The sequence below is a fragment of the Collimonas sp. NPDC087041 genome (genome assembly GCF_044745265.1).
GTDB lineage: Bacteria > Pseudomonadota > Gammaproteobacteria > Burkholderiales > Burkholderiaceae_D > Collimonas.
Genome location: NZ_JBIUZX010000005.1, coordinates 82,776 through 105,075, shown reverse-complemented (window position 1 = coordinate 105,075; position 22,300 = coordinate 82,776). Strand labels below are relative to the sequence as shown.

The following is a 22,300-nucleotide window of genomic DNA, read 5'->3' as shown; positions in this document are numbered from 1 at the left end:
AGCGGCCAAGACGGCCTTGGCGAATGTTGAAAAAATACTATTTATATCTATTTATGCTCTTTTCAACATGCTGCAAGAACTTGTAACGCACCACTCGCGAATTGGTTTACAACAAAACCACCAATTCGTAAAAAAGATAGTGGTAAATGGTAACGAATAGTAACGTTTAAGAAAAACCCGATAGGATATAATACTTGCGGCAGACGATGTGCGCCATTGTGGCGATTTCACACAAAATTCCATCCGGTCCGCTGGTCACCATGCTTGCGGACACACCATGCCGTTTAGATGAAAAGCAATCCTTTATCCCCTAATTCTCGTACCGGCAATTATTTGTCCAATACATTGCCTGATTCCTTGCGCGCTGATGTGACATCACAACTCGCGCCGCAAGAGGAAATCCTGGCTTTCCTGGAAGTCGATCTCGACGCATCGCTTCATTTTACGCGTGGTTTGGTAATTGTGACGAACCACCGCGTGCTGGCCAGGATGGCGAAAGAAAACGCCTGGCGCGCCTGGCCTTACGGCCCGCAGCTGAAGCTCAAGCATCACGATCATGCCGGCGTCGGCAGCCTGGAGTTGCAGGATGAACAACGGCAGCTGGCCTGCTGGCGTTACACGCTCGGCCTCAATATCGACGCTCTGCGCCTGATCAAGGTATTTGAACAGCAGCGCGAGGATCATCTGGCCGGGCGCTCCGCGCAACGGCAGGCGCAAGCCGTTTGTCCCGAATGCCAGGCGCCGCTGCCGGCCGGTAGCGATGAATGCCTGATCTGTCCGGAAAAAGCCCGGGCGCCATCGTCGACCTGGGCGCTGTTCCGCCTGGCGCGTTTTGCCAAGCCGTACAAGGGCATGCTGTTGCTCGGCTTCGTCCTCATGCTGATTTCCACTGCCGCCACGCTGGTGCCGCCGTATCTGATGGGGCCGCTGATGGACAACGTGCTGATCCCTTATCAGAACGGCAAGCCGATCAATGTTTACCTGGTCAAACTCTACCTGTCCGGCCTGCTGGCGTCGGCGCTGGTGGCGTGGAGCCTGGGTTGGGCGCGCACCTATATCCTGGCGCTGGTCAGCGAACGGATCGGCGCCAATTTGCGTACGACGACCTATGAGCATTTGTTGCGTTTGTCGCAGGAATATTTCGGCGGCAAGCGGACCGGCGACCTGATGGCGCGCATCGGCTCCGAGAGCGACCGCATCTGCGTGTTCCTGTCGCTGCACCTGTTGGACTTTGCCATCGACGTACTGATGATCATCATGACCGCGGTGATCCTGTTTTCGATCAATCCGTGGCTGGCGCTGGTGACCCTGATTCCGTTGCCGTTCATCGCCTGGATGATCCATGTGGTGCGTGATCGTCTCAAGCACGGTTTTGAAAAGATCGACCGCATCTGGGCCGAAGTCACCAACGTGTTGGCCGATACCATTCCCGGTATCCGCGTAGTCAAGGCATTCGCCCAGGAAAAGCGCGAAGCCGGCCGTTTCCGCGAGGCCAACCAGCACAACCTGCTGGTCAACGACCGGGTCAACAAGATCTGGTCGCTGTTCTCGCCGACGGTCACCTTGCTGACGGAAGTCGGCTTGCTGGTGGTGTGGGTTTTCGGCATCTGGCAGGTTTCCAAGAACGAGATCACGGTCGGTGTGCTGGCTTCGTTCCTGGCCTACATCAGCCGCTTCTATACGCGTCTCGATTCCATGAGCCGGATCGTCTCGGTAACGCAAAAGGCTGCGGTCGGCGCCAAGCGCATCTTTGAAATCCTGGATCACGTATCGAGCGTGCCGGAACCGGCCAATCCGGTGCATCTGGAGCATGTCAAAGGCGCCATCGAATTGCGCGACATCGGTTTCCGTTACGGCAACCGCGCCGTGATGCGCGGTGTCAGCCTGTCGATCAAGCCGGGTGAGATGATCGGCCTGGTGGGCCACAGCGGTTCCGGCAAGAGTACGCTGGTCAACCTGATCTGCCGTTTTTATGATGTGTCGGAGGGATCGATCCGGCTCGATGGCGTCGATATTCGTTCGATGCCGATTTCCGAGTACCGCCGCAATATCGGCCTGGTGCTGCAAGAGCCGTTCCTGTTCTTCGGCACGATTGCCGAGAATATCTGCTACGGCAAACCGGACGCCACACGCGAGGAAATCGTCGCGGCAGCGCGCGCCGCGCATGCGCACGAATTCATCTTGCGTCTGCCGCAGGGTTACGACTCGCTGGTGGGCGAACGTGGCCAGGCCTTGTCTGGCGGTGAGCGTCAGCGGATTTCGATTGCGCGTGCGCTGCTGATCGATCCGCGCATCCTGATCATGGATGAAGCGACATCGTCGGTCGACACCACGACAGAAAAAGAAATCCAGAAAGCACTCGACAACCTGGTGCAGGGCCGCACCACGATCGCGATTGCCCATCGCTTGTCGACCTTGCGCAAGGCCGACCGGCTGGTGGTGCTGGATCGCGGCCAGATTGTCGAGGTCGGCAATCACGACGAGCTGATGCTGCGCGAAGGCGCCTACTATCGTCTGTACCAGGCGCAGTTGCGCAATGCCGACGGCGCCGAAGGATCGCCGCAGCTGGTTGACGAAGATAGTGAAGAAAATGATGAGAGCGTGGCATGACAACACATGATTTCACACTGAGCCGCAATGCGTTCGGCAAGCTGGTGTTTACTGCCGCGAATGGCGATCGCTTTGAGGGCGTGGTGCCGGTGCGGGCTTTCCCGATTGGCGCACCGGACGACGGCATCGCGCTGGTCAATGCCGATGGCCAGGAGCTGGCCTGGATCATGCGATTGACCGATCTGGCCGACGATACCCGGACCATGGTCGAAGAGGAGTTGGCGAGCCGCGAATTCATGCCGGAAATCCAGCGTATCCAGCGCGTCTCCAACTACAACGCGCCGTGCACCTGGTTTGTTGAAACTAATCGCGGCGACGCCTCGTTTACGCTGAAAGGCGAAGAAGATATCCGCCGCATCGCATCGACCAGCCTGCTGATCGCCGACAACCACGGTGTGCAGTTCCTGATCCGCGATACACAAGCGCTGGACAAGGGTAGCCGCAAGATACTGGATCGTTTCCTGTAGTTGTTATTGGGCGTGGGCACAGGTGCCCACCCTACATTCTTTGCACGTGGTAGGGGCAGGTTCCTCTGCCCACGCTGCGCGGATATTCCGATCCGTTTAGAACTGCTCGTCAGCCCCCAGATAGCGCCATTGCCCCTCAGGCAGATTACCCAGCTTCACGCCGCCAATCCGCACCCGCTTCAAGCCCAGCACCTTGAGGCCAACCATATCGCACATGCGACGGATCTGGCGCTTTTTCCCTTCGCGTAACGTAAAGCTCAATTGATCTTCGTTCTGCCATTTGACGATGGCCGGCTTGAGCCGCTTGCCGTCCAGCGTCAGGCCATGGTTGAGGCGGCGCAGATCGGCGTCGGGCAGCTTGTCGCCTTTGGTATAGCGCACCCGCACCAGGTATTCCTTGTCAACGCTGGTTTCCTCGCCGATCAAATGCTTGGCGATGCGGCCATCCTGCGTCAGCACCAGTAGGCCAACCGAGTCGATATCAAGGCGCCCAGCCGGCACCAGGCTGCGCAGCTGGGTTGGGTGGAACAGGGTGGGCGAACGGTCTTCGCTCCAGCGGTTGGCTTCCTTGATCAGTGCCACCGCCGGCTGGTAGCCGTCTTCGGCCTGGCCGCTGACGTAGCCGACCGGTTTGTTGATCAGGATGGTGACGCGTTTGGATTGCTCTGCAGCGGCCTGGCGTTCGACGCTGATGCGCTGGCTTGGCAATACCTTGCTGCCGAGTTCCGAAACGACGACACCGTCGACTCGGACCCAGCCGCGCGCGATCCATTCATCGGCTTCGCGGCGTGAGCATAATCCGAGTTCGGACATGCGTTTGGAGAGGCGTAGTGGTTCGGTCATGGCGTACAAAAAATAGGAAAAATATAAAAAAACTGCAAGGCAGGTTAGATATGCAATGCATCCAGCAAATCGGTTTCAAGCTGAATCTGCAAGCGCGCGTGGTTGAGGGCACTGCCGTCGACCAGGAACACGTCTTCGACCCGTTCGCCGAGCGTCATGATCTTGGCTGTGTGCAGGTTGATCTTGTGCTTGGCCAGCACGCTGGCCACCGAATACAGCAAGCCGGTGCGGTCGTTGGCGGTGATCGACAGCAGGTAATACTGGCCGCGGTCGTCCGGCCGCAGGTCAACCGTCGGCGTCACCGGGAAGGTGCGCGACAGGCGCGACAGGCGGCCCTTGGAGGGCGTCGGCAACGGGTGGTGGTTTTGCAGCAGTTCGGTCAGCTCATGCTCGATCAGGTTGATGATGTCGCGATAATGCTTGGCGAACAGCGGCGCGCTGATCAGGAAGGAGTCGAGCGCATAGCCGTGCCGCGTGGTGTGGATCTTGGCGTCGAGAATGCTGAAGTTCTTGCTGTCGAAATAGCTGCAGATGCGGATGAACAGGTCGCTCTGGTCCTTGGTATAAACGGCAACCTGCAAGCCTTCGCCAATTGGCGCCAGGCGGCATTTGACGATCGGCGTGGCGCTGTCGGTCTGGTTATAGAACGAGCGCGTCTGCCAGGCGATGTCGGAAGAGTCGTGGCGCAGGAAGTAGGCGACATCGAGTTGCTGCCACAAATGTTCATGGGCGTTTTCCGGCAGGCCGTACAGGCGCAGCGTTTTCAGGGCTTCTTCCTGGCGGTTCTTCAGTTCGCGGTCGGCCGACGGCGTTTCGCCGCCCAGCACGCGCAGCGTCATCCGGTACAAGTCTTCCAGCAGCTTGCCTTTCCAGGCGTTCCAGACCTTCGGGCTGGTGCCGCGGATGTCGGCCACTGTCAGCAAATAGAGTGCGGTCAGGTGGCGTTCGTCCTTGACCACGCTGGCGAAATGCAGGATCACGTCGGGGTCCGACAAATCCTGTTTCTGCGCAACCTGCGACATGGTCAGGTGATGCTCAACCAGGAACACCACCAGTTCCGTATCCTGCGCCGGCAGGCCGTGCTGGTGGCAGAAGTGCAGGGCGTCGGCCATGCCCAGCTTGGAGTGGTCGCCGCCGCGGCCCTTGGCGATGTCGTGGAACAGCGCTGCAATGTAGAGCAGCCAGGGGCGCGGAAAATTGGCGATCAACTGGCTGCAGAACGGATATTCATGCGCATGCTCGCTCATCGTGAAGCGGCGCACGTTGCGCACCACCATCAGGATGTGCTGGTCGACCGTGTAGACGTGGAACAGGTCATGCTGCATCTGGCCGACGATGCGCCGGAAATTCGGCAGGTAGCGACCCAGGATGCTGGTCTGGTTCATGCCGCGCAGCGCATGGGTGATGCCTTGCGGCGCCTGGATGATCTGCAGGAACAGCGAACGGTTCAATGGATCGCGGCGGAAGCTGTTGTCGATCTTGGCGCGCGCATGCCACAGCGCACGCCGGGTGCGCGCCGTCATGTCCTTCAATTCGCTGTGCTGGGCCAGCAGCAGGAACAGTTCCAGTATCGCCGACGGCGTAGTCTTGAACAGGTCGTCGTAGGCAATGTCGATCAGCCGGTTGACGTGGTTGAAGCGGTCGTTGATACGTTGCGGCACCATCGGTTGCGGGAACAATTGCACTTCGATGTTCTGCAACAGGATCGTGTTGAGCTGGGTGACCGCCTTGGCGGCCCAGTAATAGCGCTGCATCAGGTATTCGCTGGCGCGCCGGGTTTCCGTGGTCTGGAAGCCGAGCGCTTCGGCGATCGGCGTCTGCACGTCAAACACCAGGCGGTCTTCGCGCCGGTTGGTGTAAATGTGCAGGCGAATCCGGATGTCCTTGAACGCGCGTTCCTGGCGCGTCAGCTGGCGCGCTTCAGTGGTCGTGATCAGGCCGTGTTTGGCCAGCTTGGACCAGGAATCGCCCAGGCCGGCAGCTTTAGCCACCCACAGGATCACCTGCAGGTCGCGCAGGCCGCCCGGGCTTTCCTTGCAGTTCGGCTCCAGGCTGTAAGGTGTGTCTTCGTACTTGACATGACGCTGGCGCATTTCCAGGATTTTTTCCTGGAAAAAGGCGCACGGATCCATCGCCGCGTTGCAGCGTTCCTGCAATTGCTGGAACAGCGGCTGGTTGCCGGTCACCAATCGCGCTTCCAGCAAGCTGGTCTGTACGGTGATGTCGGCCGCCGATTCGGTCATGCATTCATCGACGGTGCGGATGCTGTGGCCGATTTCCAGGCCGATGTCCCAGAATAGCTGCACCAGCTGTTCCAGCTGGCCTTTCAATTCGGCGTCGGGCGCGGCGCCCAGCAGGATCAAGACATCGACATCCGAGTGCGGAAACAATTCGCCGCGGCCATAACCGCCGACCGCGACCAGCGCCGCGCTCGGCGGCAATTCCAGCATTTTCCAGGCTTGCGTCAGGGCGATATCGACGCTGCGTCGCAGCGCCGTCAGCAACTCGCCGGGTTTGCCGTCGGCGAGAAATGCAGAGATGATGGTTTGCCGCTCGGTTCTAAGCTGTTTCTTGAGGGTTGCGGCAAGTGTTGTCATGTAAGTAAGGGGGGCGGCGACTACGCGGCTGAGGCGCTGGTTGCGGGTTGGATGAAGGCAGGCGGCGGTGGCGTGTCCTTGGACACGGTCAGCACTTCGTAACCGGTTTCAGTCACCAGAACGGTATGTTCCCATTGTGCCGACAGGCTGCGATCCTTGGTTCGGATGGTCCAGCCGTCGCCCATTTCGCGGATGTCGCGGCGGCCAGCGTTGATCATCGGCTCGACCGTGAAAATCATGCCCGCTTCCAGGCGCTCCAGGGTGCCGGGGCGGCCATAGTGCAACACTTGCGGCTCTTCATGGAATACCTTGCCGATGCCGTGACCGCAGAATTCGCGCACCACGCTGTAGCCGGCTTTCTCGGCGTGTTGCTGGATCACATGGCCGATATCGCCCAGATGCGCGCCGGGTTTGATCTTGGCGATGCCCAGCCACATACATTCATAGGTGATGTCGCCCAGGCGCTTGGCCATGATCGACGGCTCGCCGACATAGAACATGCGGCTGGTGTCGCCGTGGTAGCCATCCTTGATGACAGTGATGTCGAGATTGACCACATCGCCGTTCTTCAACACCTTGTCGCCCGGAATGCCGTGGCAGATGACGTCGTTGACCGAAGTGCAGATCGCTTTCGGATAAGGCGTATAACCAGGAGGGCAGTAATTCAGCGGGGCAGGGATCGTACCTTGCACATTTACCATGTATTCGTGGCACAGGCGGTCGAGCTCGCCGGTTGTCACGCCGACCTTGACGAAGGGCGTGATGTAGTCGAGCACTTCCGAGGCAAGCCGGCCGGCAATGCGCATGCCGGCGATATCCTCGGCGGTTTTGATGGAGATAGAAGTCATAAGTATGGAAAAATTCGGAAATTTGCAGGAAAAAGGCGCGAAATCATTGGATCGGCGGCCTGGATTCATTCGGTTAACGATTATAAACGACCGTAACAAGATTCGCAGAAAGATATGCCCCGCGACGCTTGAAGAAAATGCTGGTTCTGGGTTACAATCTTGGGTTAGCTCGAATTGCTATTCGGCTGATATGGAAGTTCCTGTAGTTATTTTGTGTTTTTTAAGCGCGAATCCGCTCGAAAAGGGTGCTGTTTTTGCTGTGAGGCAATTTCGGTGACTGAGCAGATTCCAGACCTAACCCTGGAGAAAATTATGTCCGTAACAATGCGTGAAATGCTGGAAGCCGGTGTCCACTTCGGTCACCAAACCCGTTTCTGGAACCCAAAGATGGCGCCGTTCATCTTCGGTCACCGCAACAAGATTCATATCGTCAACCTGGAAAAGACCCTGGGCATGTACCAGGAGGCGATGAAGTACATCCGTCAATTGTCGTCCAATCGCGGCAACATCCTGTTCGTCGGCACCAAGCGCCAAGCACGTGAAATCGTTGCTGCAGAAGCAGCACGTTCGGGCTCGCCTTTCGTTGACCAACGCTGGTTGGGCGGCATGCTGACCAACTTCAAGACCATCAAGACATCGATCAAGCGCCTGAAAGAAATGGAAGCATCGATCGAAGACGGTTCGGTTGAGAAGCTGAGCAAAAAAGAAGGCCTGATGTTCCAACGTGAGCTGATCAAGCTGCAAAAAGCTATCGGCGGCATCAAGGACATGGGCGGCATTCCTGACGCAATTTTCGTGATCGACGTCGGCTACCACAAGGGCGCAATCACCGAAGCTGCAAAGCTGGGTATCCCGGTTATCGGCGTGGTTGATACCAACCACTCGCCAGAAGGCGTGACTTACGTCATCCCTGGTAACGATGACTCCTCCAAGGCTATCGCTCTGTACGCCCGTGGCGTTGCAGATGCAATCCTGGAAGGCCGCGCCAATGCAGTGAACGACGTAGTTGAGTCGATCAAGGGCGCAGCTGGCGACGAGTTCGTTGAAGTTAACGATCAGGCGTAAGCCCTGAGTCTGAGGTCTTACACTTCAGAATAAAAAGGGGGCGTAGTTGCCCCTTTTTTTGTATCACTTGCATATTTTTTACCCGAATATATTTTGAATGATGATGTTGGGAAGCTGATGATTGGGCGCACTGCATGGCGGTGACCAGATTGGCGAAGCAGCATCAACTGAGCTAGGAGAATAGTATGGCCGCAATTACAGCAGCATTGGTAGGCGAACTGCGCGCAAAGACCGACGCGCCGATGATGGAATGCAAGAAGGCTTTGACTGAAGCCGAAGGCGATATGGACAAAGCAGAAGAAATTCTGCGCGTCAAACTGGGCGGCAAGGCATCCAAGGCTGCTTCCCGCGTGACAGCTGAAGGCGTTGTTGCTGCTTACATCGCTGGTGGCGTTGGCGCCCTGGTTGAAGTTAACTGCGAAACCGACTTCGTTACCAAGAACGACGACTTCCTGGCCCTGGCAAACGCCTGCGCCAAGCTGGTTGCAGAAAACAATCCAGCCGACGTAGCAGCCCTGTCGGCTTTGCCATTGGATGGCAGCACTGTTGAGGCAACCCGCGCAGCGTTGATCGGCCGTATCGGCGAAAACATGTCGATCCGTCGTTTCGTGCGTTTCGACACCACCGGCAAGCTGGTTTCCTACCTGCACGGCACTCGCATCGGCGTCATGGTTGAGTTCGACGGCGCTGAAGAGCAAGTCGGCAAGGACGTGGCAATGCACATCGCTGCAATGAAGCCAGTCTCGTTGTCGTCGGATCAAGTACCGGCTGACCTGATCGAGAAAGAGCGTTCGGTAGCAACCCTGAAGGCGGCCGAATCCGGCAAGCCAGCAGATATCGCTGCCAAGATGATCGAAGGTTCGGTGCAGAAATTCCTGAAGGAAGTTTCCTTGCTGAACCAGACTTTCGTCAAGAACGACAAGCAAACCGTTGAACAAATGCTGAAGGCTACCAACACCAGCGTTAAATCGTTCACCATGTTTGTTGTCGGTGAAGGCATCGAGAAGAAGCAGGATGACTTCGCTGCAGAAGTTGCAGCAACTGTTGCTGCGGCCAAGCAGGCGTAAGCAAAAAAACGGGCCGAAAGGCCCGTTTTTTTGGTTCTGTGGAATTTTCTTCCCAGACCAAGGACTAAGGAATTGCCTTAAGACCGCTGCTTCTCAATGAGCGGCGAGAATATCGTAGAAATGGTTTCGTAGTCCTGAGTAAAGCGGCTCCGAAACCTTCTAGTGGATTTTGCTGCAGTTTGGCCTGACAATGGCGCTGCAGTCCTCCAGCTAGGCAAATGACCAATACAAGTGTGAATCAATCGGAAAGCCACAAGGGGCCCAGACCATGACAAAACCAGCTTATAAGCGTGTTCTCCTGAAACTCTCCGGTGAGGCCCTGATGGGCGATGACGCCTATGGCATCAATCGGGCGACGATCGAACGGATGGTCGCCGATGTCGCCGAAGTCGCCAAACTGGGTGTTGAGCTGGCTATCGTTATCGGTGGCGGCAATATCTTCCGCGGCGTGGCGCCAGGAGCGCAGGGCATGGATCGTGCAACTGCCGATTACATGGGCATGTTGGCGACAGTGATGAATTCACTGGCGCTGGCTGATGCAATGCGGCAGATCGGCCTCACCGCGCGCGTGATGTCGGCAATCAGCATCGAACAGGTAGTAGAGCCATATGTGCGGCCGAAAGCGCTGCAATATCTGGAAGAAGATAAAGTTGTTATTTTTGCAGCAGGAACCGGCAATCCATTCTTTACCACCGATACCGCAGCCGCATTGCGCGGTTCGGAAATCGGCGCCGAGATCGTTTTGAAGGCGACCAAGGTCGATGGCGTCTACAGCGCCGATCCAAACAAGGATCCATCGGCAACGCGTTATTCCCACATCACTTTCGATGAGGCGATTACCAAGCATCTGCAAGTCATGGATGCCACCGCGTTTGCCCTGTGCCGCGACCAGAAACTGCCAATCAAGGTGTTTTCCATCGTCAAGCCAGGTGCGCTGAAGCGCGTCATCATGGGCGAAGATGAAGGCACTTTGGTACACGTTTAAGTTTTTTTATGTGCGGTTTGCAATATATTTTGCAATAATTGCACAGTTTTTTAATGAAAAGCCACCTCTGAAAACTGCAATGCCGAGTTTGTGTCGTGCAGCAGGTTTGCAGTGGTGGCCGAAGATGATTTGTTTTTGTAGAGGAGAGCAGCATGAGCGTTGCTGACGTTAAGAAGAATACTGATCAAAGAATGCAAAAATCGCTGGAGACGCTGCGCGCCGATCTGGCGAAAGTTCGTACCGGCCGTGCCCACACCGGGATTCTGGACCACGTCATGGTCGATTACTACGGTAGCCAGACCAATCTGAGTCAGGTCGCCAATGTGACCCTGATCGATGCCCGTACCATCGGCGTGCAGCCATGGGAAAAGAAAATGATCGCGGTGGTCGAAAAGGCTATCCGTGAAGCCGATCTGGGTCTGAACCCGTCGACCCAAGGCGAAATGATTCGCGTGCCGACCCCACCGCTGACCGAAGAGCGCCGCAAGGAAATGGTTAAGCTGGTCAAGGGTGAAGCGGAAGATGCAAAAATCGCAATTCGCAATATTCGCCGCGATGCCAACGAAGGCTTGAAGAAACTGGTCAAGGACAAGGAATGTTCGGAAGACGACGAGCGTCGTGCACAAGATGAAATCCAGAAGCTGACCGACAAGTTCGTGGCCGAAATTGACAAGCAAGTGATCGACAAAGAAAAAGAGATCCTGACGGTTTAACACTTTGCAGGGCAGTATTTGATTTGTAGGGTGGGCACGCGTGCCCACGTGTCGCTCGTGTATCGCGATATCGTGAAGCTGCTTGACGTGAGGAGTCCCGGATTTCTCGTGGAAAAGCATTCGCCCTACAGCAGATAGTCTGTCCTACCGCCTCATTTTTTCTTATTTCAATATTTATGGCCCATTCAAGTTCTACGCAAGCGGTTCCAACGAGTTCCACGGTGCCACGGCACGTTGCCATCATCATGGACGGTAATGGTCGCTGGGCGACGGGCCGCTTTTTGCCGCGCGTTGCCGGTCACGGCAAGGGTGTCGAAGCGGTGCGTGAGATCGTCGAAGCGTGTGCCGTGCGTGGCGTTGAATACCTGACATTATTTGCCTTCAGTTCCGAGAACTGGCGGCGTCCTGCGGAAGAAGTGTCATTGCTGATGCGCTTGTTCATGGCGGCGCTGGAGCGCGAAGTCGGCAAGATGCACGCCAATGGGATTCGTCTCAAGGTGGTCGGCGATCTCGGCCGTTTCGACGACAAGCTGCAACAGATGATCGACAACGCAGAGCGCAAGACTGCCGGTAATACCGCCATGACCGTCACGGTTTGCGCAAATTACGGCGGTCGCTGGGATGTGATGCAGGCTGTACAGAAAATGGTTGCCGCGCGTGCTGCAGGCAACCCGCAACAAGCTGGCGCGGCGCAGGATGCCGCCGCATTCACCGAAGAAGAACTGGCGCAGCATCTGGCCATGGCCTATGCACCGGAGCCGGATTTGTTCATCCGCACCGGCGGCGAGCAGCGCATTTCCAATTTCCTGTTATGGCAACTCGCCTACAGCGAACTCTACTTTACCGATACCTATTGGCCCGATTTCGGTGCTGCCGAACTCGATAAGGCAATTGCCTCCTATCAGCAACGGGAACGGCGCTTCGGGCGTACCAGCGCACAACTGGTTGAACAGAAAAAGGTTTCCTGATGCTTAGAACGCGTGTCATCACTGCGTTATTGTTACTGGCTGTCCTGCTGCCGATTCTTTATTTCAATTATTACCCAGCCTTCGCCGTTGTCTCGGCACTGTTCTTTGCTGCCGCCATCTGGGAAAGCAGCAGGCTGTTCAGCGCCGGCGGCAAATCGGCTCTGATATGGGGCGGGGCGGCGTTACTGCTGTTCGCGGCGGTTCTCTATGTTGGCAGCGGCCCGAATATCCGCCTGCTGTTTGCGCTGTGCGTGGCGATCTGGTGCTTGCGCTTCGTGCCGTCGCTGGCGCTTGGTTTGCCAGCGCTTGCCAGTCTCGGCAACCGCCTGGTGGCAGGCAGCTACGCGATCGCGATTTTTGGCTGTTTCCTGGCGATAGTCGTATTGTTCCATCATTCGCCAATGTATCTGCTGTCGGTGCTGGTGATTGTCTGGGCGGCCGATATCGGCGCCTATTTTGCCGGTAAAGCCTTTGGACGACGCAAGCTGGCGCCGTCGATTTCTCCCGGCAAGTCCTGGGAAGGTGCGATCGGCGGCTGGTTGCTGGTCCTGCTGATGTTGGCTGGCTTTAGCGTCACGCCTGCGCTGGCGGATACTTTCCCGGCGCGCCTGTTGGCGACCTGGGGGTGGGCTGGCTCGCTGGCCGTGATGACGGTGCTGGTGGCCGCCAGCGTGGTCGGCGACCTGTTCGAGTCGATGCTGAAGCGTCGTGCCGGCGTCAAGGACAGCAGCAATCTGTTGCCTGGTCATGGCGGCGTGCTGGATCGCGTCGATGCGCTGATCCCGGTGCTGCCCCTGGCAGCCTTGTTAAGTTTCTGGTTTTAGTTTGAACATGCAAAATATTACGATTCTCGGCTCCACCGGTTCGATCGGCATGTCGACGCTGGACGTGCTGGCGCGCCATCCTGAGCGCTATTCGGTTTATGCGCTGACCGCGCACAGCAAGGTTGAGCAGTTGGCAGAGCAGTGCCTGCAATTCAAACCCAAGCTGGCAGTCGTTGGCAGTGCGGCGGCGGCAGAGCAGTTGAGCAAATTGTTGCGGGCGAAAGGCCTGCCTACCGAAGTGGCGTATGGCGAGGCGGCTTTATGTGAGGTCGCCAGTGCCGATGGCTGCGACGTCGTGATGGCCGCCATCGTTGGCGCTGCCGGCCTGGCGCCGTCACTGGCGGCGGCGCGTGCCGGCAAGAAAATCCTGCTGGCCAACAAGGAAGCATTGGTCATGTCGGGGCAGTTGTTCATTGACGCCATCGTCAAGAGCGGCGCCGTATTGCTGCCGATCGACAGCGAACACAACGCGATTTTCCAATGTCTGCCGCACGGCTACCAGCGTCAGCCGGCGGCTGTCGGCGTCGAGAAGATTCTGCTGACTGCCTCCGGCGGACCTTTCCTGCATCGCGCGGTGGAAACCTTGAGCGCAGTCACCCCGGCGGAAGCGATTGCGCATCCGAACTGGGTCATGGGCCGCAAGATTTCGGTCGATTCTGCGACCATGATGAACAAAGGCCTGGAAGTGATCGAGGCGCACTGGCTGTTCGGCGCTTCGGCCAGCCAGATCGAAGTCGTGATCCACCCGCAGAGCGTGATCCATTCGATGGTGTCGTATATCGATGGCTCGGTGCTGGCGCAGTTGGGCAATCCCGATATGCGTACGCCGATTGCGAATGCCTTGGCCTATCCGGAGCGAATTGCATCCGGTGTCGCTGCGCTCGATTTGACGGTCATCGGCCAGTTACAATTTACCCGCCCCGATCTGCTACGCTTTCCCTGTCTGAAACTCGCGTATGATGCATTGCTTGCCGGCGGTTCTGCGGCGACAATATTGAACGCGGCGAATGAAGTCGCTGTCCAAGCTTTTCTAGATGAAAAAATCGGGTTCCGCATGATCGATCAACTGATTGCCCGCACCATGGATAAATTGCCGCTTTGCGCGGTAACGGATATCGATGCGCTGCTCGAACAGGATCAGCTTGCCCGGGAAACAGTACAATCCTTGATTTCCTGAACGCGATCATCCACCTCATGGCCTTCCTGCAAACTATCCTGGCATTTATTGTTGCGCTTGGCTCCCTGGTTGTCATCCACGAGCTTGGCCATTATTGGGTCGCCCGACTGTGCGGCGTCAAGGTGCTGCGCTTTTCGGTCGGCATGGGAAAAATCGTTTTTTCACGACGCTTTGGCCCCGATCAGACCGAATGGGCGCTTTCCATCCTGCCTCTGGGCGGTTATGTAAAAATGCTGGACGCGCGCGAGCAGGATGTCAGTGGCTTGTCGCCGCAAGAATTGAAACGCGAATTTACCAGCCAGTCGGTCTGGAAGCGTATGGCGATCGTGGCGGCCGGGCCGCTGGCGAATTTTGCCCTTGCCATTTTGTTATTTGCTGGCCTGTACACCTACGGCGTGCCTGAGCCGACCACCAAGGTCCGAGTGACGTCCGAGCAATCGGCAGCCTACAAGGCTGGCTTGCGTGGTGGTGACCTGATTACTGCGGTGAATGGCGATCCAGTCCAGATCTGGTCTGAATTGCGTTGGAAAGTGTTGCAGGGCGCGGTCGACAAGACGCCAGTCAAGCTGGATATCCAGCGTCCGGATCCGGCAGTTGCCGACGGTCATCTGCTCGATACGGTCAGTTTGCCGGTCGATAGCTTGAACACCAAGGACCTGGAAGGCGATTATCTCGGCAAGCTGGGCATTGGCCTGGCCCGGCCAAAAGCCGTGCTGGGCAAGGTCATGCCGGACGGTCCGGCGATGAAGGCCGGCTTGCGCGAAGGCGATCTGGTGACGGCAATCGATGGCCAGCCGGTTGCTGATGGTCTGGCGCTTGTCGAGCGGGTACGGGCTGCGCCGGGCAAACTCCTGAATTTGTCAGTTTTGCGAAATGGCAATACTCTGGCGGTGAATGTTACGCCGGAGGCGCAAGATGCCAATGGCACGCAAATCGGCCTGATCAAGGTCGAGGTGCCGCTGGCGCCGGAAATGATTGTGGCCAGCAGCCCGCCGTTGCAAGCCCTCGCCAAGGGTGCCAAGAGGACCTGGGATAGCAGTATTTTGACTCTCAGGATGCTCGGCAAGATGGTGATTGGCGAGGTTTCCTGGAAAAATATCACCGGTCCGATCACGATTGCCGACTATGCCGGCCAGACGGCGCGTATCGGTGCAATCAGCTATTTGAGCTTTATTGCCTTGATCAGTATCAGCTTGGGGGTCATGAATTTGCTCCCCATTCCGGTTCTAGATGGCGGCCATTTGCTGTATTATTCGCTGGAAGTTTTGACTGGACGGCCGATTTCTGAGCGGGTTGGTGCAATTGCCCAGCGCGCAGGTATCGGTATTCTGATGACATTGATGATGGTTGCCGTGTTTAACGACATCGTCAGGCTCATATTTTAAGTTCCGCTTTCTTGTCTGACAATCGTGGCGGACAAGGACATTGATAAAAAACGATCGCTAATGAAATTACATTCCGAGCATTCCCCTTTGTCGATTCTTCCCCGTCGTTTGATTGCTGCCGCCGCCTTTGCCGTGTGCTCAGGGCAAGCTATGGCCGTGCAGCCGTTCGTGGTCAAGGATATCCGCATCGAAGGCATCCAGCGTACCGAGGCCGGTACCGTTTTCAGCTATTTGCCGGTGCGTGTGGGTGAAACATTCACCGACGAAAAGGGCACTGCGGCGATCAAGGCATTGTATGCAACTGGCTTCTACAAGGACGTCCGGGTCGAGGCTGAAGGCGATGTGCTGGTGGTCATGGTGGAAGAACGGCCATCGATCGCAGGCGTGGATTTCTCCGGCATCAAGGAATTCGACAAGGACCAGCTGACCAAGGCGCTGAAGGAAATCGGCGTTGGCGAGTCGCGCATCTTTGATAAGGCGCAGGTTGATCGCGCTGAGCAGGAACTGAAGAAGCAATACCTGTCGCGCGGCTTGTACGGCATGAAAGTGACGACCACCGTGACGCCGATCGAGCGTAATCGGGTCAACGTCACGTTTGCCGTCGACGAAGGCGAAGTGTCGCGCATCAAGGAAATCCGCTTTGTCGGCAACAAGGCATTCTCCGATGGCACCTTGCGTGACCAGATCAAGCTGCGTTCGCCGGGCTGGTTTACCTGGTACACCAAAGCCGACCAATATTCGAAAGAGAAATTGTCGGGCGATATCGAAACGCTGCGTTCGTATTACCTGAATCGCGGCTATATCGAGATGCAGGTCGAATCGACGCAGGTGTCGATTACACCGGACAAGAAAGACATCTACATTACCGTCAATATCAATGAAGGCGACAAGTACACGGTTTCCGGCATCAAGCTGGAAGGCGAGATGTTCGGCCGTAACGACGAATTGGCATCGCTGCTGGAGCTCAAGAAGGGCGACGTATTCAACGGTGAAAAGCTCAACAACAGCACCAAGAAGATGTCTGAACGTCTGGGCAATTTCGGCTATGCATTTGCCAACGTGAATGCCAATCCGGAACTGGATCACGAAAAGAAAGAAGTGGCGTTTACGATCCTGGTTGACCCAGGCAAGCGCGTCTATGTACGTCACATCAACGTCGCCGGCAATACCAAGACCCGCGATGAAGTGGTGCGCCGCGAATTCCGCCAGTTCGAGGATTCCTGGTATGACGGTTCGAAGATCAAGCTGTCGCGCGACCGCGTTGACCGCCTCGGTTACTTCAAGGACGTCGCCATCGAAACACCGGAAGTACCAACCACTTCCGACCAGGTCGACATCAACATGTCCGTCACCGAAAAGCCAACCGGTAACATCCAGGTCGGCGCCGGCTTCTCGCAGACTGACAAATTGAGCCTGTCCGGTTCGATCCAGCAGCAGAATGCCTTCGGTAGCGGTAATACCATCGGCCTCGACATCAACACCAGCAGCTATTCGCGGGTGATTGCGCTGTCCCAGACCAATCCTTACTTTACCGACGACGGTATCAGCCGCACCTATGACGTCTATCTGCGTACCGTGCGTCCATCGCCGTACACGACAGGTGATTACCGCGTACGGACCATCGGTAGCGATATCAAGTTCGGCGTACCGTTCTCGGAGCTGGATACAGTGTTCTTCGGTGTTGGTATCGAAAACACCAACGTGCAGGCCGATAACTCCAGCCCGTTGCTGTATCAGCAATACGTGAATGACTTCGGTAACGGTGTACTGGTGCCGAGCGGCTTGGGCTATAACTGGCTGGCCAACCCGGCGTCGGCAACCACCAACAGTTTCCCGCTGACCGCTGCATGGCAGCGCGATAGCCGCGACAGCGCATTGGTACCGACCAAAGGCCGCTACCAGCGCGCCAGCCTGGAAGTGTCGGCAGTCGGCAGCTTGCAGTACTATCGTGCCAGCTACCAGCACCAGTACTTCCAGCCAATGTTCAGCAATGCTGTGACACTGGCCCTGAATGGTGAAATCGACTACGGTCGCGGTATCGGCGGCAAGCCTTTCCCTGTGTTCAAGAACTACTACGCAGGTGGTATCGGCACCGTCCGCGGCTTCGAAGGTTCGACCCTCGGTGTCGGCACTAACGTTGACCAATACGGCGATTCGATGGGTGGCGCCTCGCGTCTGTTCGGTAACCTGGAACTGCAATTCCCGTTCCCTGGCTCCGGCAGCGATCGTACCTTGCGCTGGTTTACCTTCCTCGACAGCGGTCAGGTTTATGCTGATAAGGCGCCTATGCAGTTGAGCGAGTTGCGTTACTCTACCGGTATCGGTTTGAGCTGGGTATCGCCGATCGGCCCATTGAAAATTAGCTACGGTAAACCGCTGAACGCGAAGCCGACCGACAAGGTTCAGGCATTCCAGTTCCAGTTGGGTACCGGCTTCTAAACCGCCAGATGGTCTGCATGATTGCAGACCCTGGCAAGAGTGGCATAATGCACAAGCTGTGCATCATTTGAATTGCGGAGAATTGTTTTGAAATCGCTAATTAAATCTTTAACATCGTTGCCATCGGCCAGTTTGCTGGCGATGTGCTTATTGTCGGTAGCACCGGCACATGCCGACGAGGGTTCAAAAATCGCCTTCGTCAGCAGCGAGCGTATCTTGCGTGAAGCGGCGCCGGCCAAGGCCGCACAAACCAAGATCGAAGCCGAATTTTCCAAGCGCGACAAGGACTTGCAGGATCTGGCAGCCGCTCTGAAGGTTAAGGCCGACAAGCTGGACAAGGATTCGGCAGTAATTTCGGAGTCGGAGCGTATCCGTCGCCAGCGCGAGCTGAGCGATATGGATAAGGATTTCCAGCGCAAGCAACGTGAATTCCGCGAAGACCTGAACCAGCGTCGTAACGAGGAACTGGCGATTGTGCTGGAGCGTTCGACCAAGGCTATCAAGCAGATCGCTGAAGCGGAAAAATACGATATCGTGTTTCAGGAAGGCGGCGTCTACGTCAGCCCGCGTATCGATATCACCGACAAAGTACTGAAGATCCTCAACAAGTAATTTGATTGTTTCCAGGACAACGGGCGAAGTATCAGGCCGGCTTGCCGGCAAGGTGCTTTGCCCCGTCAGCAGCAAACCAATGAATTACCCCGTCCTCAACTGATTAAAAAGGCCACGATGAGCACTCGGCTGAAAGAATTGGTCGAAAGCTTGGGTGGCCAATTGATCGGTGATGCGGATACGCAAGTTTCCGGCATTGCGCCACTGAGCGACGCAACCGCCTCCCAGATCACCTTTCTCTCCAATCCCAAGTTTCGACCCCAGGTAGCGCAAACGCAAGCGGCCGCGATTATCCTGTCCGTCGCGGATGATGCCGTGGTCGGCGCCGATTTCCATGGCGCGCGCATTGTAGCGGCCAACCCGTATGCGTATTTCGCCAAGGCCGCGCAGTTTTTCGCGGCGCGCAATGCGATCCCTGTCGTCCCCGGCGTCCATCCGGCAGCAACGGTGGATCCGAGCGCGCAAGTGGCGGCTAGCGCCCATATCGGTCCGAATGTGGTGATTGAAGCTGACGCCGTGATCGGCGAACAGACCAGGATCGACGCCGGCTGCGTGATTGGGCGCGGTGTAAAGATCGGTGCAAATAGTTGCCTTTATCCTAATGTTACCATTTATGCCGCGTGCGAAATTGGCGCGCGGGCGATCATCCACTCCGGCGTCGTGATCGGCGCCGATGGCTTCGGTTTCGCTAATGAAGGCGGGACTTGGATAAAGATTCCGCAAACCGGCCGGGTATTGATCGGCGACGATGTTGAAATCGGCGCCAATACCACCATCGATCGCGGTGCGTTGGCCGATACGCTGATCGAGGAGGGCGTGAAAATGGATAACCAGATCCAGATCGCCCACAACTGCCATATTGGCGCGCATACTGCGATTGCCGCCTGCGCCGGGATTGCCGGCAGCGCCCGGATCGGCAAATATTGCTCGATTGGCGGCGCCGCGATGATCCATGGTCACATTACCATTGTTGACCACGTGCATGTTTCAGCGGGTACGCTGGCGCTGCGCTCCATCAGCGAGCCTGGCCAGTACACCGGCTTTTATCCAATTGCCAAGCACGGCGATTGGGAAAAATCTGCAGCCCTGGTACGCAATCTGAACGGAATGCGTGAGAAAATCCGGGCTCTGGAAAAATCTGTCAAACAGCTTACCGAAAAAGATAATGAATAGCGCAACCAACACACTCGACATCAATCAGATCAAAAAATACCTGCCGCATCGCTATCCGCTGCTGCTGGTTGATCGCGTATTGAACTGGGAAAGCGGCAAGTCGATCACGGCAATCAAGAATGTCACGATCAACGAAGAGTTCTTCAACGGCCATTTCCCCAACAAGCCGGTGATGCCGGGTGTCTTGACGATCGAAGCGCTGGCGCAAACCGCCGCGCTGCTGTCGTTCCTGACGGAAGGCCGTACCCCGGACGAAAACACCGTGGTGTACTTCCTCGGCATCGACAATGCGCGCTTCCGCCGTCCGGTTGAACCGGGCGATCAGATCAAGCTGGACGTAGAAATTGTCCGCGTCGTACGTGGCATCTGGAAATACAAGGCGATTGCCAGCGTCGACGGCGAACTGGCGGTTGAAGCCGAATTCATGTGCACCATGCGCTCGGCAGTCAGCCCTTCCGCCGGCACCGCAGCCGCTGCTACGCCTGCAGCGTGAACCGATGACGCGCATTCATCCTACCGCCCTCATCGATCCGAAGGCGGCGCTCGATAGTTCAGTGGAAGTCGGCGCTTACTCGGTGATTGGCCCGCATGTTTCGATTGGCGCGAACACCAAGATCGGCCCGCACGCAGTGATCGAGGGACATACCACGATCGGCCGCGACAATACGATTTTCCAGTTCGGCTCGATCGGCGCTGCGCCGCAGGACAAGAAATACGCCGGTGAACCGACGCGCCTGGAAATCGGCGACCGCAACACCATCCGCGAATTCGTCACGCTCAATCTTGGCACGGTCCAGGATGGCGGCGTCACCCGTATCGGCGACGATAACTGGGTAATGGCCTATGTGCACGTTGCGCATGACTGTCAGATCGGTAGCAACACCACCATTGCCAACAATGCAACGCTGGCCGGCCACGTGCATATCGGTGATTGGGTGCTGCTTGGCGGCTTCACTACCGTGCACCAGTTCTGCCGCATCGGCGCCCATGCGATGACCGCATTTACCGCTGCCGTCAGCCAGGATGTGCCGCCGTTCGTGACCGCAGCCGGCAATCGCGCCGAACCAGTCGGCATCAATAGCGAAGGCTTGCGTCGCCGCGGTTTCAGCAGCGAACAGATCATGGCGGTCAAGCGCGCCTACCGGACAGTCTATCGTTCCGGACTGGCGCAGGAAGATGCGCTGGCGGCGCTGGCACAAGAAGAGGCCAAAGTGCCGGATTCGGCTGAATATCTGAAACTGATGCGTGAATTCATCGCATCCTCGACGCGCGGCATCATCCGCTGACATGGCGGAGAACAATTCCAAGGTAGCTGTAGCGATGGTCGCCGGCGAAGCTTCCGGCGACTTGCTGGCGAGCCGCCTGCTGTCCGGCTTGCGTCCGCACCTGCCGGATGCGCGCATGTACGGCATCGGCGGCGCCAAGATGGCGGAATACGGCTTTGTCAGCGACTGGCCGATGGAAAAGCTGTCGGTCAACGGCCTGTTCGAAGTGCTCGCTCACTACCGCGAACTCAAGGGTATCCAGAACACCTTGCGCGACCGCTTGCTGGCGGATAAGCCGAATGTGTTCATCGGAGTCGATGCCCCTGATTTCAACTTCGGCCTGGAAGCGCAATTGCGCCAGGCCGGCATTCCTACCGTGCATTTCATCGGGCCTTCGATTTGGGCCTGGCGTGGCGGTCGCATCAAGAAGATCGCGCGGGCGGCTTCGCACATGCTGGTGATCTTTCCGTTTGAAGAAGAGATTTACCGCAAGGCCGGGATTCCTGTCACTTATGTCGGCCATCCGCTGGCGCAGGTGATTCCAATGGTGCCCGATGTCGCCGCAGCACGCAGTACGTTGGGCTTGCCCGTTGACAGCCGCGTGGTGGCGATCATGCCAGGCAGCCGCATGGGGGAATTGAAGCACAACACGATTGCCTTCGTGCAGGCGGCCAAGATATTGGCACAGCGCGATCCCGGCATGCGCTTCATTGCGCCGATGGCGGGCGCGCGTCAGAGCAAGTTCTTCAGCGAGCTGGTGACGCAGGCCGGTTTGCAGGATGTACCGATCCAGTTGCTGGATGGCCAGTCGCACGCGGCGATGGCCGCTGCTGATGCAGTGCTGGTGGCATCGGGCACTGCGTCGCTCGAAGTGGCGCTGTACAAGAAGCCGATGGTGATCGCCTACAAGATGATGCGCGCTACCTGGGAAATCCTGCGCCACATGAGCTACCAGCCGTGGATCGGCTTGCCGAATATCCTGGCGCGCGAATTCCTGGTGCCGGAACTGTTACAGAACGCCGCTACACCACAGGCGTTGGCCGATGCTTTATGGAAGCAGCTCGAAGATGAGCCGCACAAAGCCATGCTGCGGCAACGTTTCACCGACATGCATCACAGCTTGCTGCGCGACACCGCCAGCGAGAGTGCGCAAGCCGTATTGAATATCATCGAACAACAACAGAACAAGCGTTCGTCCAGCATCCTGCGCGGCTGATCTGGCGCTGTCTTTTTCTACCTCTTATTTTGCTGCGGCAGCCGTG

The 22,300-nt window shown here is 57.2% G+C and carries 20 protein-coding genes; 17 read left to right on the top strand and 3 right to left on the bottom strand.

All coding sequences use genetic code 11. From position 1 onward, the window contains the following. The first annotated feature begins 288 nt into the window (after positions 1-288). Positions 289-2,610, top strand: a complete 2,322-nt coding sequence (locus ACIPF8_RS11065; RefSeq protein WP_400420869.1) for an ABC transporter ATP-binding protein — start codon at positions 289-291, stop codon at positions 2,608-2,610. Further along, on the top strand, positions 2,607-3,077 hold the full coding sequence (locus ACIPF8_RS11060) for a DUF1854 domain-containing protein (protein ID WP_400420866.1): 471 nt from the start codon (positions 2,607-2,609) through the stop codon (positions 3,075-3,077). Before ACIPF8_RS11065 ends, ACIPF8_RS11060 begins: the two co-directional genes overlap by 4 nt. A 96-nt stretch (positions 3,078-3,173) precedes the next feature. Here ACIPF8_RS11060 and ACIPF8_RS11055 read toward each other — a convergent pair whose 3' ends face one another. Genes ACIPF8_RS11055 through map form a run of 3 tightly spaced genes read right to left on the bottom strand, consistent with a single transcriptional unit; the run spans position 3,174 to position 7,365 of the window. Continuing rightward, the gene (locus ACIPF8_RS11055) at positions 3,174-3,920 is read right to left on the bottom strand and encodes a pseudouridine synthase (RefSeq protein ID WP_400420863.1); all 747 of its coding nucleotides are present in this window, start codon (positions 3,918-3,920) and stop codon (positions 3,174-3,176) included. Between the two features lie 44 nt (positions 3,921-3,964). Then, positions 3,965-6,517: a [protein-PII] uridylyltransferase gene (locus ACIPF8_RS11050; protein WP_400420861.1), complete on the bottom strand. Its 2,553-nt coding sequence runs from the start codon at positions 6,515-6,517 to the stop codon at positions 3,965-3,967. A 20-nt stretch (positions 6,518-6,537) separates the two neighbouring features. Next, positions 6,538-7,365: a type I methionyl aminopeptidase gene (map, locus tag ACIPF8_RS11045; RefSeq protein WP_400420859.1), complete on the bottom strand. Its 828-nt coding sequence runs from the start codon at positions 7,363-7,365 to the stop codon at positions 6,538-6,540. A gap of 4 nt (positions 7,366-7,369) precedes the next feature. Between map and ACIPF8_RS11040 the strand changes: the two genes are divergently transcribed. The 15 genes from ACIPF8_RS11040 to lpxB all read left to right on the top strand — a co-directional run bounded on the left by ACIPF8_RS11040 (position 7,370) and on the right by lpxB (position 22,254). Beyond that, positions 7,370-7,642: a hypothetical protein gene (locus ACIPF8_RS11040; protein WP_400420856.1), complete on the top strand. Its 273-nt coding sequence runs from the start codon at positions 7,370-7,372 to the stop codon at positions 7,640-7,642. Positions 7,643-7,677: 35 nt separating this feature from the next. Beyond that, positions 7,678-8,430, top strand: a complete 753-nt coding sequence (gene rpsB / locus ACIPF8_RS11035; protein ID WP_400420854.1) for a 30S ribosomal protein S2 — start codon at positions 7,678-7,680, stop codon at positions 8,428-8,430. Between the two features lie 185 nt (positions 8,431-8,615). Then, complete coding sequence (gene tsf, locus ACIPF8_RS11030; protein ID WP_400420852.1) at positions 8,616-9,497, top strand: translation elongation factor Ts; 882 nt, start codon at positions 8,616-8,618, stop codon at positions 9,495-9,497. A 268-nt stretch (positions 9,498-9,765) separates the two neighbouring features. Beyond that, positions 9,766-10,482, top strand: coding sequence for a UMP kinase (gene pyrH, locus ACIPF8_RS11025; protein WP_400420849.1), 717 nt, complete (start codon positions 9,766-9,768; stop codon positions 10,480-10,482). A 152-nt stretch (positions 10,483-10,634) separates the two neighbouring features. Next, the gene (gene frr, locus ACIPF8_RS11020; protein ID WP_400420847.1) at positions 10,635-11,195 is read left to right on the top strand and encodes a ribosome recycling factor; all 561 of its coding nucleotides are present in this window, start codon (positions 10,635-10,637) and stop codon (positions 11,193-11,195) included. 176 nt (positions 11,196-11,371) lie between these two features. After that, positions 11,372-12,163 carry a polyprenyl diphosphate synthase gene (gene uppS, locus ACIPF8_RS11015; protein ID WP_400420844.1) on the top strand — a complete coding sequence of 264 codons (792 nt, stop codon included), beginning with the start codon at positions 11,372-11,374 and terminating at the stop codon, positions 12,161-12,163. Continuing rightward, the gene (locus ACIPF8_RS11010; RefSeq protein ID WP_400420842.1) at positions 12,163-12,987 is read left to right on the top strand and encodes a phosphatidate cytidylyltransferase; all 825 of its coding nucleotides are present in this window, start codon (positions 12,163-12,165) and stop codon (positions 12,985-12,987) included. Before uppS ends, ACIPF8_RS11010 begins: the two co-directional genes overlap by 1 nt. A gap of 7 nt (positions 12,988-12,994) precedes the next feature. Then, positions 12,995-14,164, top strand: coding sequence for a 1-deoxy-D-xylulose-5-phosphate reductoisomerase (gene ispC / locus ACIPF8_RS11005; protein WP_400420839.1), 1,170 nt, complete (start codon positions 12,995-12,997; stop codon positions 14,162-14,164). Positions 14,165-14,181: 17 nt separating this feature from the next. After that, on the top strand, positions 14,182-15,549 hold the full coding sequence (gene rseP / locus ACIPF8_RS11000; protein WP_400420836.1) for an RIP metalloprotease RseP: 1,368 nt from the start codon (positions 14,182-14,184) through the stop codon (positions 15,547-15,549). Positions 15,550-15,609: 60 nt separating this feature from the next. After that, positions 15,610-17,988 (top strand): outer membrane protein assembly factor BamA, encoded by a 2,379-nt coding sequence (bamA, locus tag ACIPF8_RS10995; RefSeq protein ID WP_400420833.1) that lies wholly within the window; start codon positions 15,610-15,612, stop codon positions 17,986-17,988. Between the two features lie 141 nt (positions 17,989-18,129). Beyond that, positions 18,130-18,600 carry an OmpH family outer membrane protein gene (locus ACIPF8_RS10990; protein ID WP_400421298.1) on the top strand — a complete coding sequence of 157 codons (471 nt, stop codon included), beginning with the start codon at positions 18,130-18,132 and terminating at the stop codon, positions 18,598-18,600. Between the two features lie 117 nt (positions 18,601-18,717). Continuing rightward, a complete protein-coding gene (gene lpxD / locus ACIPF8_RS10985; RefSeq protein WP_400420830.1) occupies positions 18,718-19,773 on the top strand; it encodes a UDP-3-O-(3-hydroxymyristoyl)glucosamine N-acyltransferase in 1,056 nt (351 codons plus the stop codon). Beyond that, positions 19,766-20,266: a 3-hydroxyacyl-ACP dehydratase FabZ gene (fabZ, locus tag ACIPF8_RS10980; protein WP_400420827.1), complete on the top strand. Its 501-nt coding sequence runs from the start codon at positions 19,766-19,768 to the stop codon at positions 20,264-20,266. Before lpxD ends, fabZ begins: the two co-directional genes overlap by 8 nt. Positions 20,267-20,270: 4 nt before the next feature. Then, entirely contained in the window at positions 20,271-21,059 is a 789-nt protein-coding gene (lpxA, locus tag ACIPF8_RS10975) for an acyl-ACP--UDP-N-acetylglucosamine O-acyltransferase (protein ID WP_400420824.1), read from the top strand. A 1-nt stretch (position 21,060) separates the two neighbouring features. Further along, positions 21,061-22,254 carry a lipid-A-disaccharide synthase gene (gene lpxB / locus ACIPF8_RS10970; RefSeq protein WP_400420821.1) on the top strand — a complete coding sequence of 398 codons (1,194 nt, stop codon included), beginning with the start codon at positions 21,061-21,063 and terminating at the stop codon, positions 22,252-22,254. The last annotated feature ends 46 nt before the right edge of the window (positions 22,255-22,300 follow it).

What these genes read in the sequence shown, in the direction of transcription:
- ACIPF8_RS11065 (WP_400420869.1), top strand. Translation starts at nt 289, where the DNA reads ATGAAAAGCAATCCTTTATCCCCTAATTCTCGTACCGGCAATTATTTG.
- ACIPF8_RS11060 (WP_400420866.1), top strand. Translation starts at nt 2,607, where the DNA reads ATGACAACACATGATTTCACACTGAGCCGCAATGCGTTCGGCAAGCTG.
- ACIPF8_RS11055 (WP_400420863.1), bottom strand. Translation starts at nt 3,920, where the DNA reads ATGACCGAACCACTACGCCTCTCCAAACGCATGTCCGAACTCGGATTA.
- ACIPF8_RS11050 (WP_400420861.1), bottom strand. Translation starts at nt 6,517, where the DNA reads ATGACAACACTTGCCGCAACCCTCAAGAAACAGCTTAGAACCGAGCGG.
- map (WP_400420859.1), bottom strand. Translation starts at nt 7,365, where the DNA reads ATGACTTCTATCTCCATCAAAACCGCCGAGGATATCGCCGGCATGCGC.
- ACIPF8_RS11040 (WP_400420856.1), top strand. Translation starts at nt 7,370, where the DNA reads ATGGAAAAATTCGGAAATTTGCAGGAAAAAGGCGCGAAATCATTGGAT.
- rpsB (WP_400420854.1), top strand. Translation starts at nt 7,678, where the DNA reads ATGTCCGTAACAATGCGTGAAATGCTGGAAGCCGGTGTCCACTTCGGT.
- tsf (WP_400420852.1), top strand. Translation starts at nt 8,616, where the DNA reads ATGGCCGCAATTACAGCAGCATTGGTAGGCGAACTGCGCGCAAAGACC.
- pyrH (WP_400420849.1), top strand. Translation starts at nt 9,766, where the DNA reads ATGACAAAACCAGCTTATAAGCGTGTTCTCCTGAAACTCTCCGGTGAG.
- frr (WP_400420847.1), top strand. Translation starts at nt 10,635, where the DNA reads ATGAGCGTTGCTGACGTTAAGAAGAATACTGATCAAAGAATGCAAAAA.
- uppS (WP_400420844.1), top strand. Translation starts at nt 11,372, where the DNA reads ATGGCCCATTCAAGTTCTACGCAAGCGGTTCCAACGAGTTCCACGGTG.
- ACIPF8_RS11010 (WP_400420842.1), top strand. Translation starts at nt 12,163, where the DNA reads ATGCTTAGAACGCGTGTCATCACTGCGTTATTGTTACTGGCTGTCCTG.
- ispC (WP_400420839.1), top strand. Translation starts at nt 12,995, where the DNA reads ATGCAAAATATTACGATTCTCGGCTCCACCGGTTCGATCGGCATGTCG.
- rseP (WP_400420836.1), top strand. Translation starts at nt 14,182, where the DNA reads ATGGCCTTCCTGCAAACTATCCTGGCATTTATTGTTGCGCTTGGCTCC.
- bamA (WP_400420833.1), top strand. Translation starts at nt 15,610, where the DNA reads ATGAAATTACATTCCGAGCATTCCCCTTTGTCGATTCTTCCCCGTCGT.
- ACIPF8_RS10990 (WP_400421298.1), top strand. Translation starts at nt 18,130, where the DNA reads ATGTGCTTATTGTCGGTAGCACCGGCACATGCCGACGAGGGTTCAAAA.
- lpxD (WP_400420830.1), top strand. Translation starts at nt 18,718, where the DNA reads ATGAGCACTCGGCTGAAAGAATTGGTCGAAAGCTTGGGTGGCCAATTG.
- fabZ (WP_400420827.1), top strand. Translation starts at nt 19,766, where the DNA reads ATGAATAGCGCAACCAACACACTCGACATCAATCAGATCAAAAAATAC.
- lpxA (WP_400420824.1), top strand. Translation starts at nt 20,271, where the DNA reads ATGACGCGCATTCATCCTACCGCCCTCATCGATCCGAAGGCGGCGCTC.
- lpxB (WP_400420821.1), top strand. Translation starts at nt 21,061, where the DNA reads ATGGCGGAGAACAATTCCAAGGTAGCTGTAGCGATGGTCGCCGGCGAA.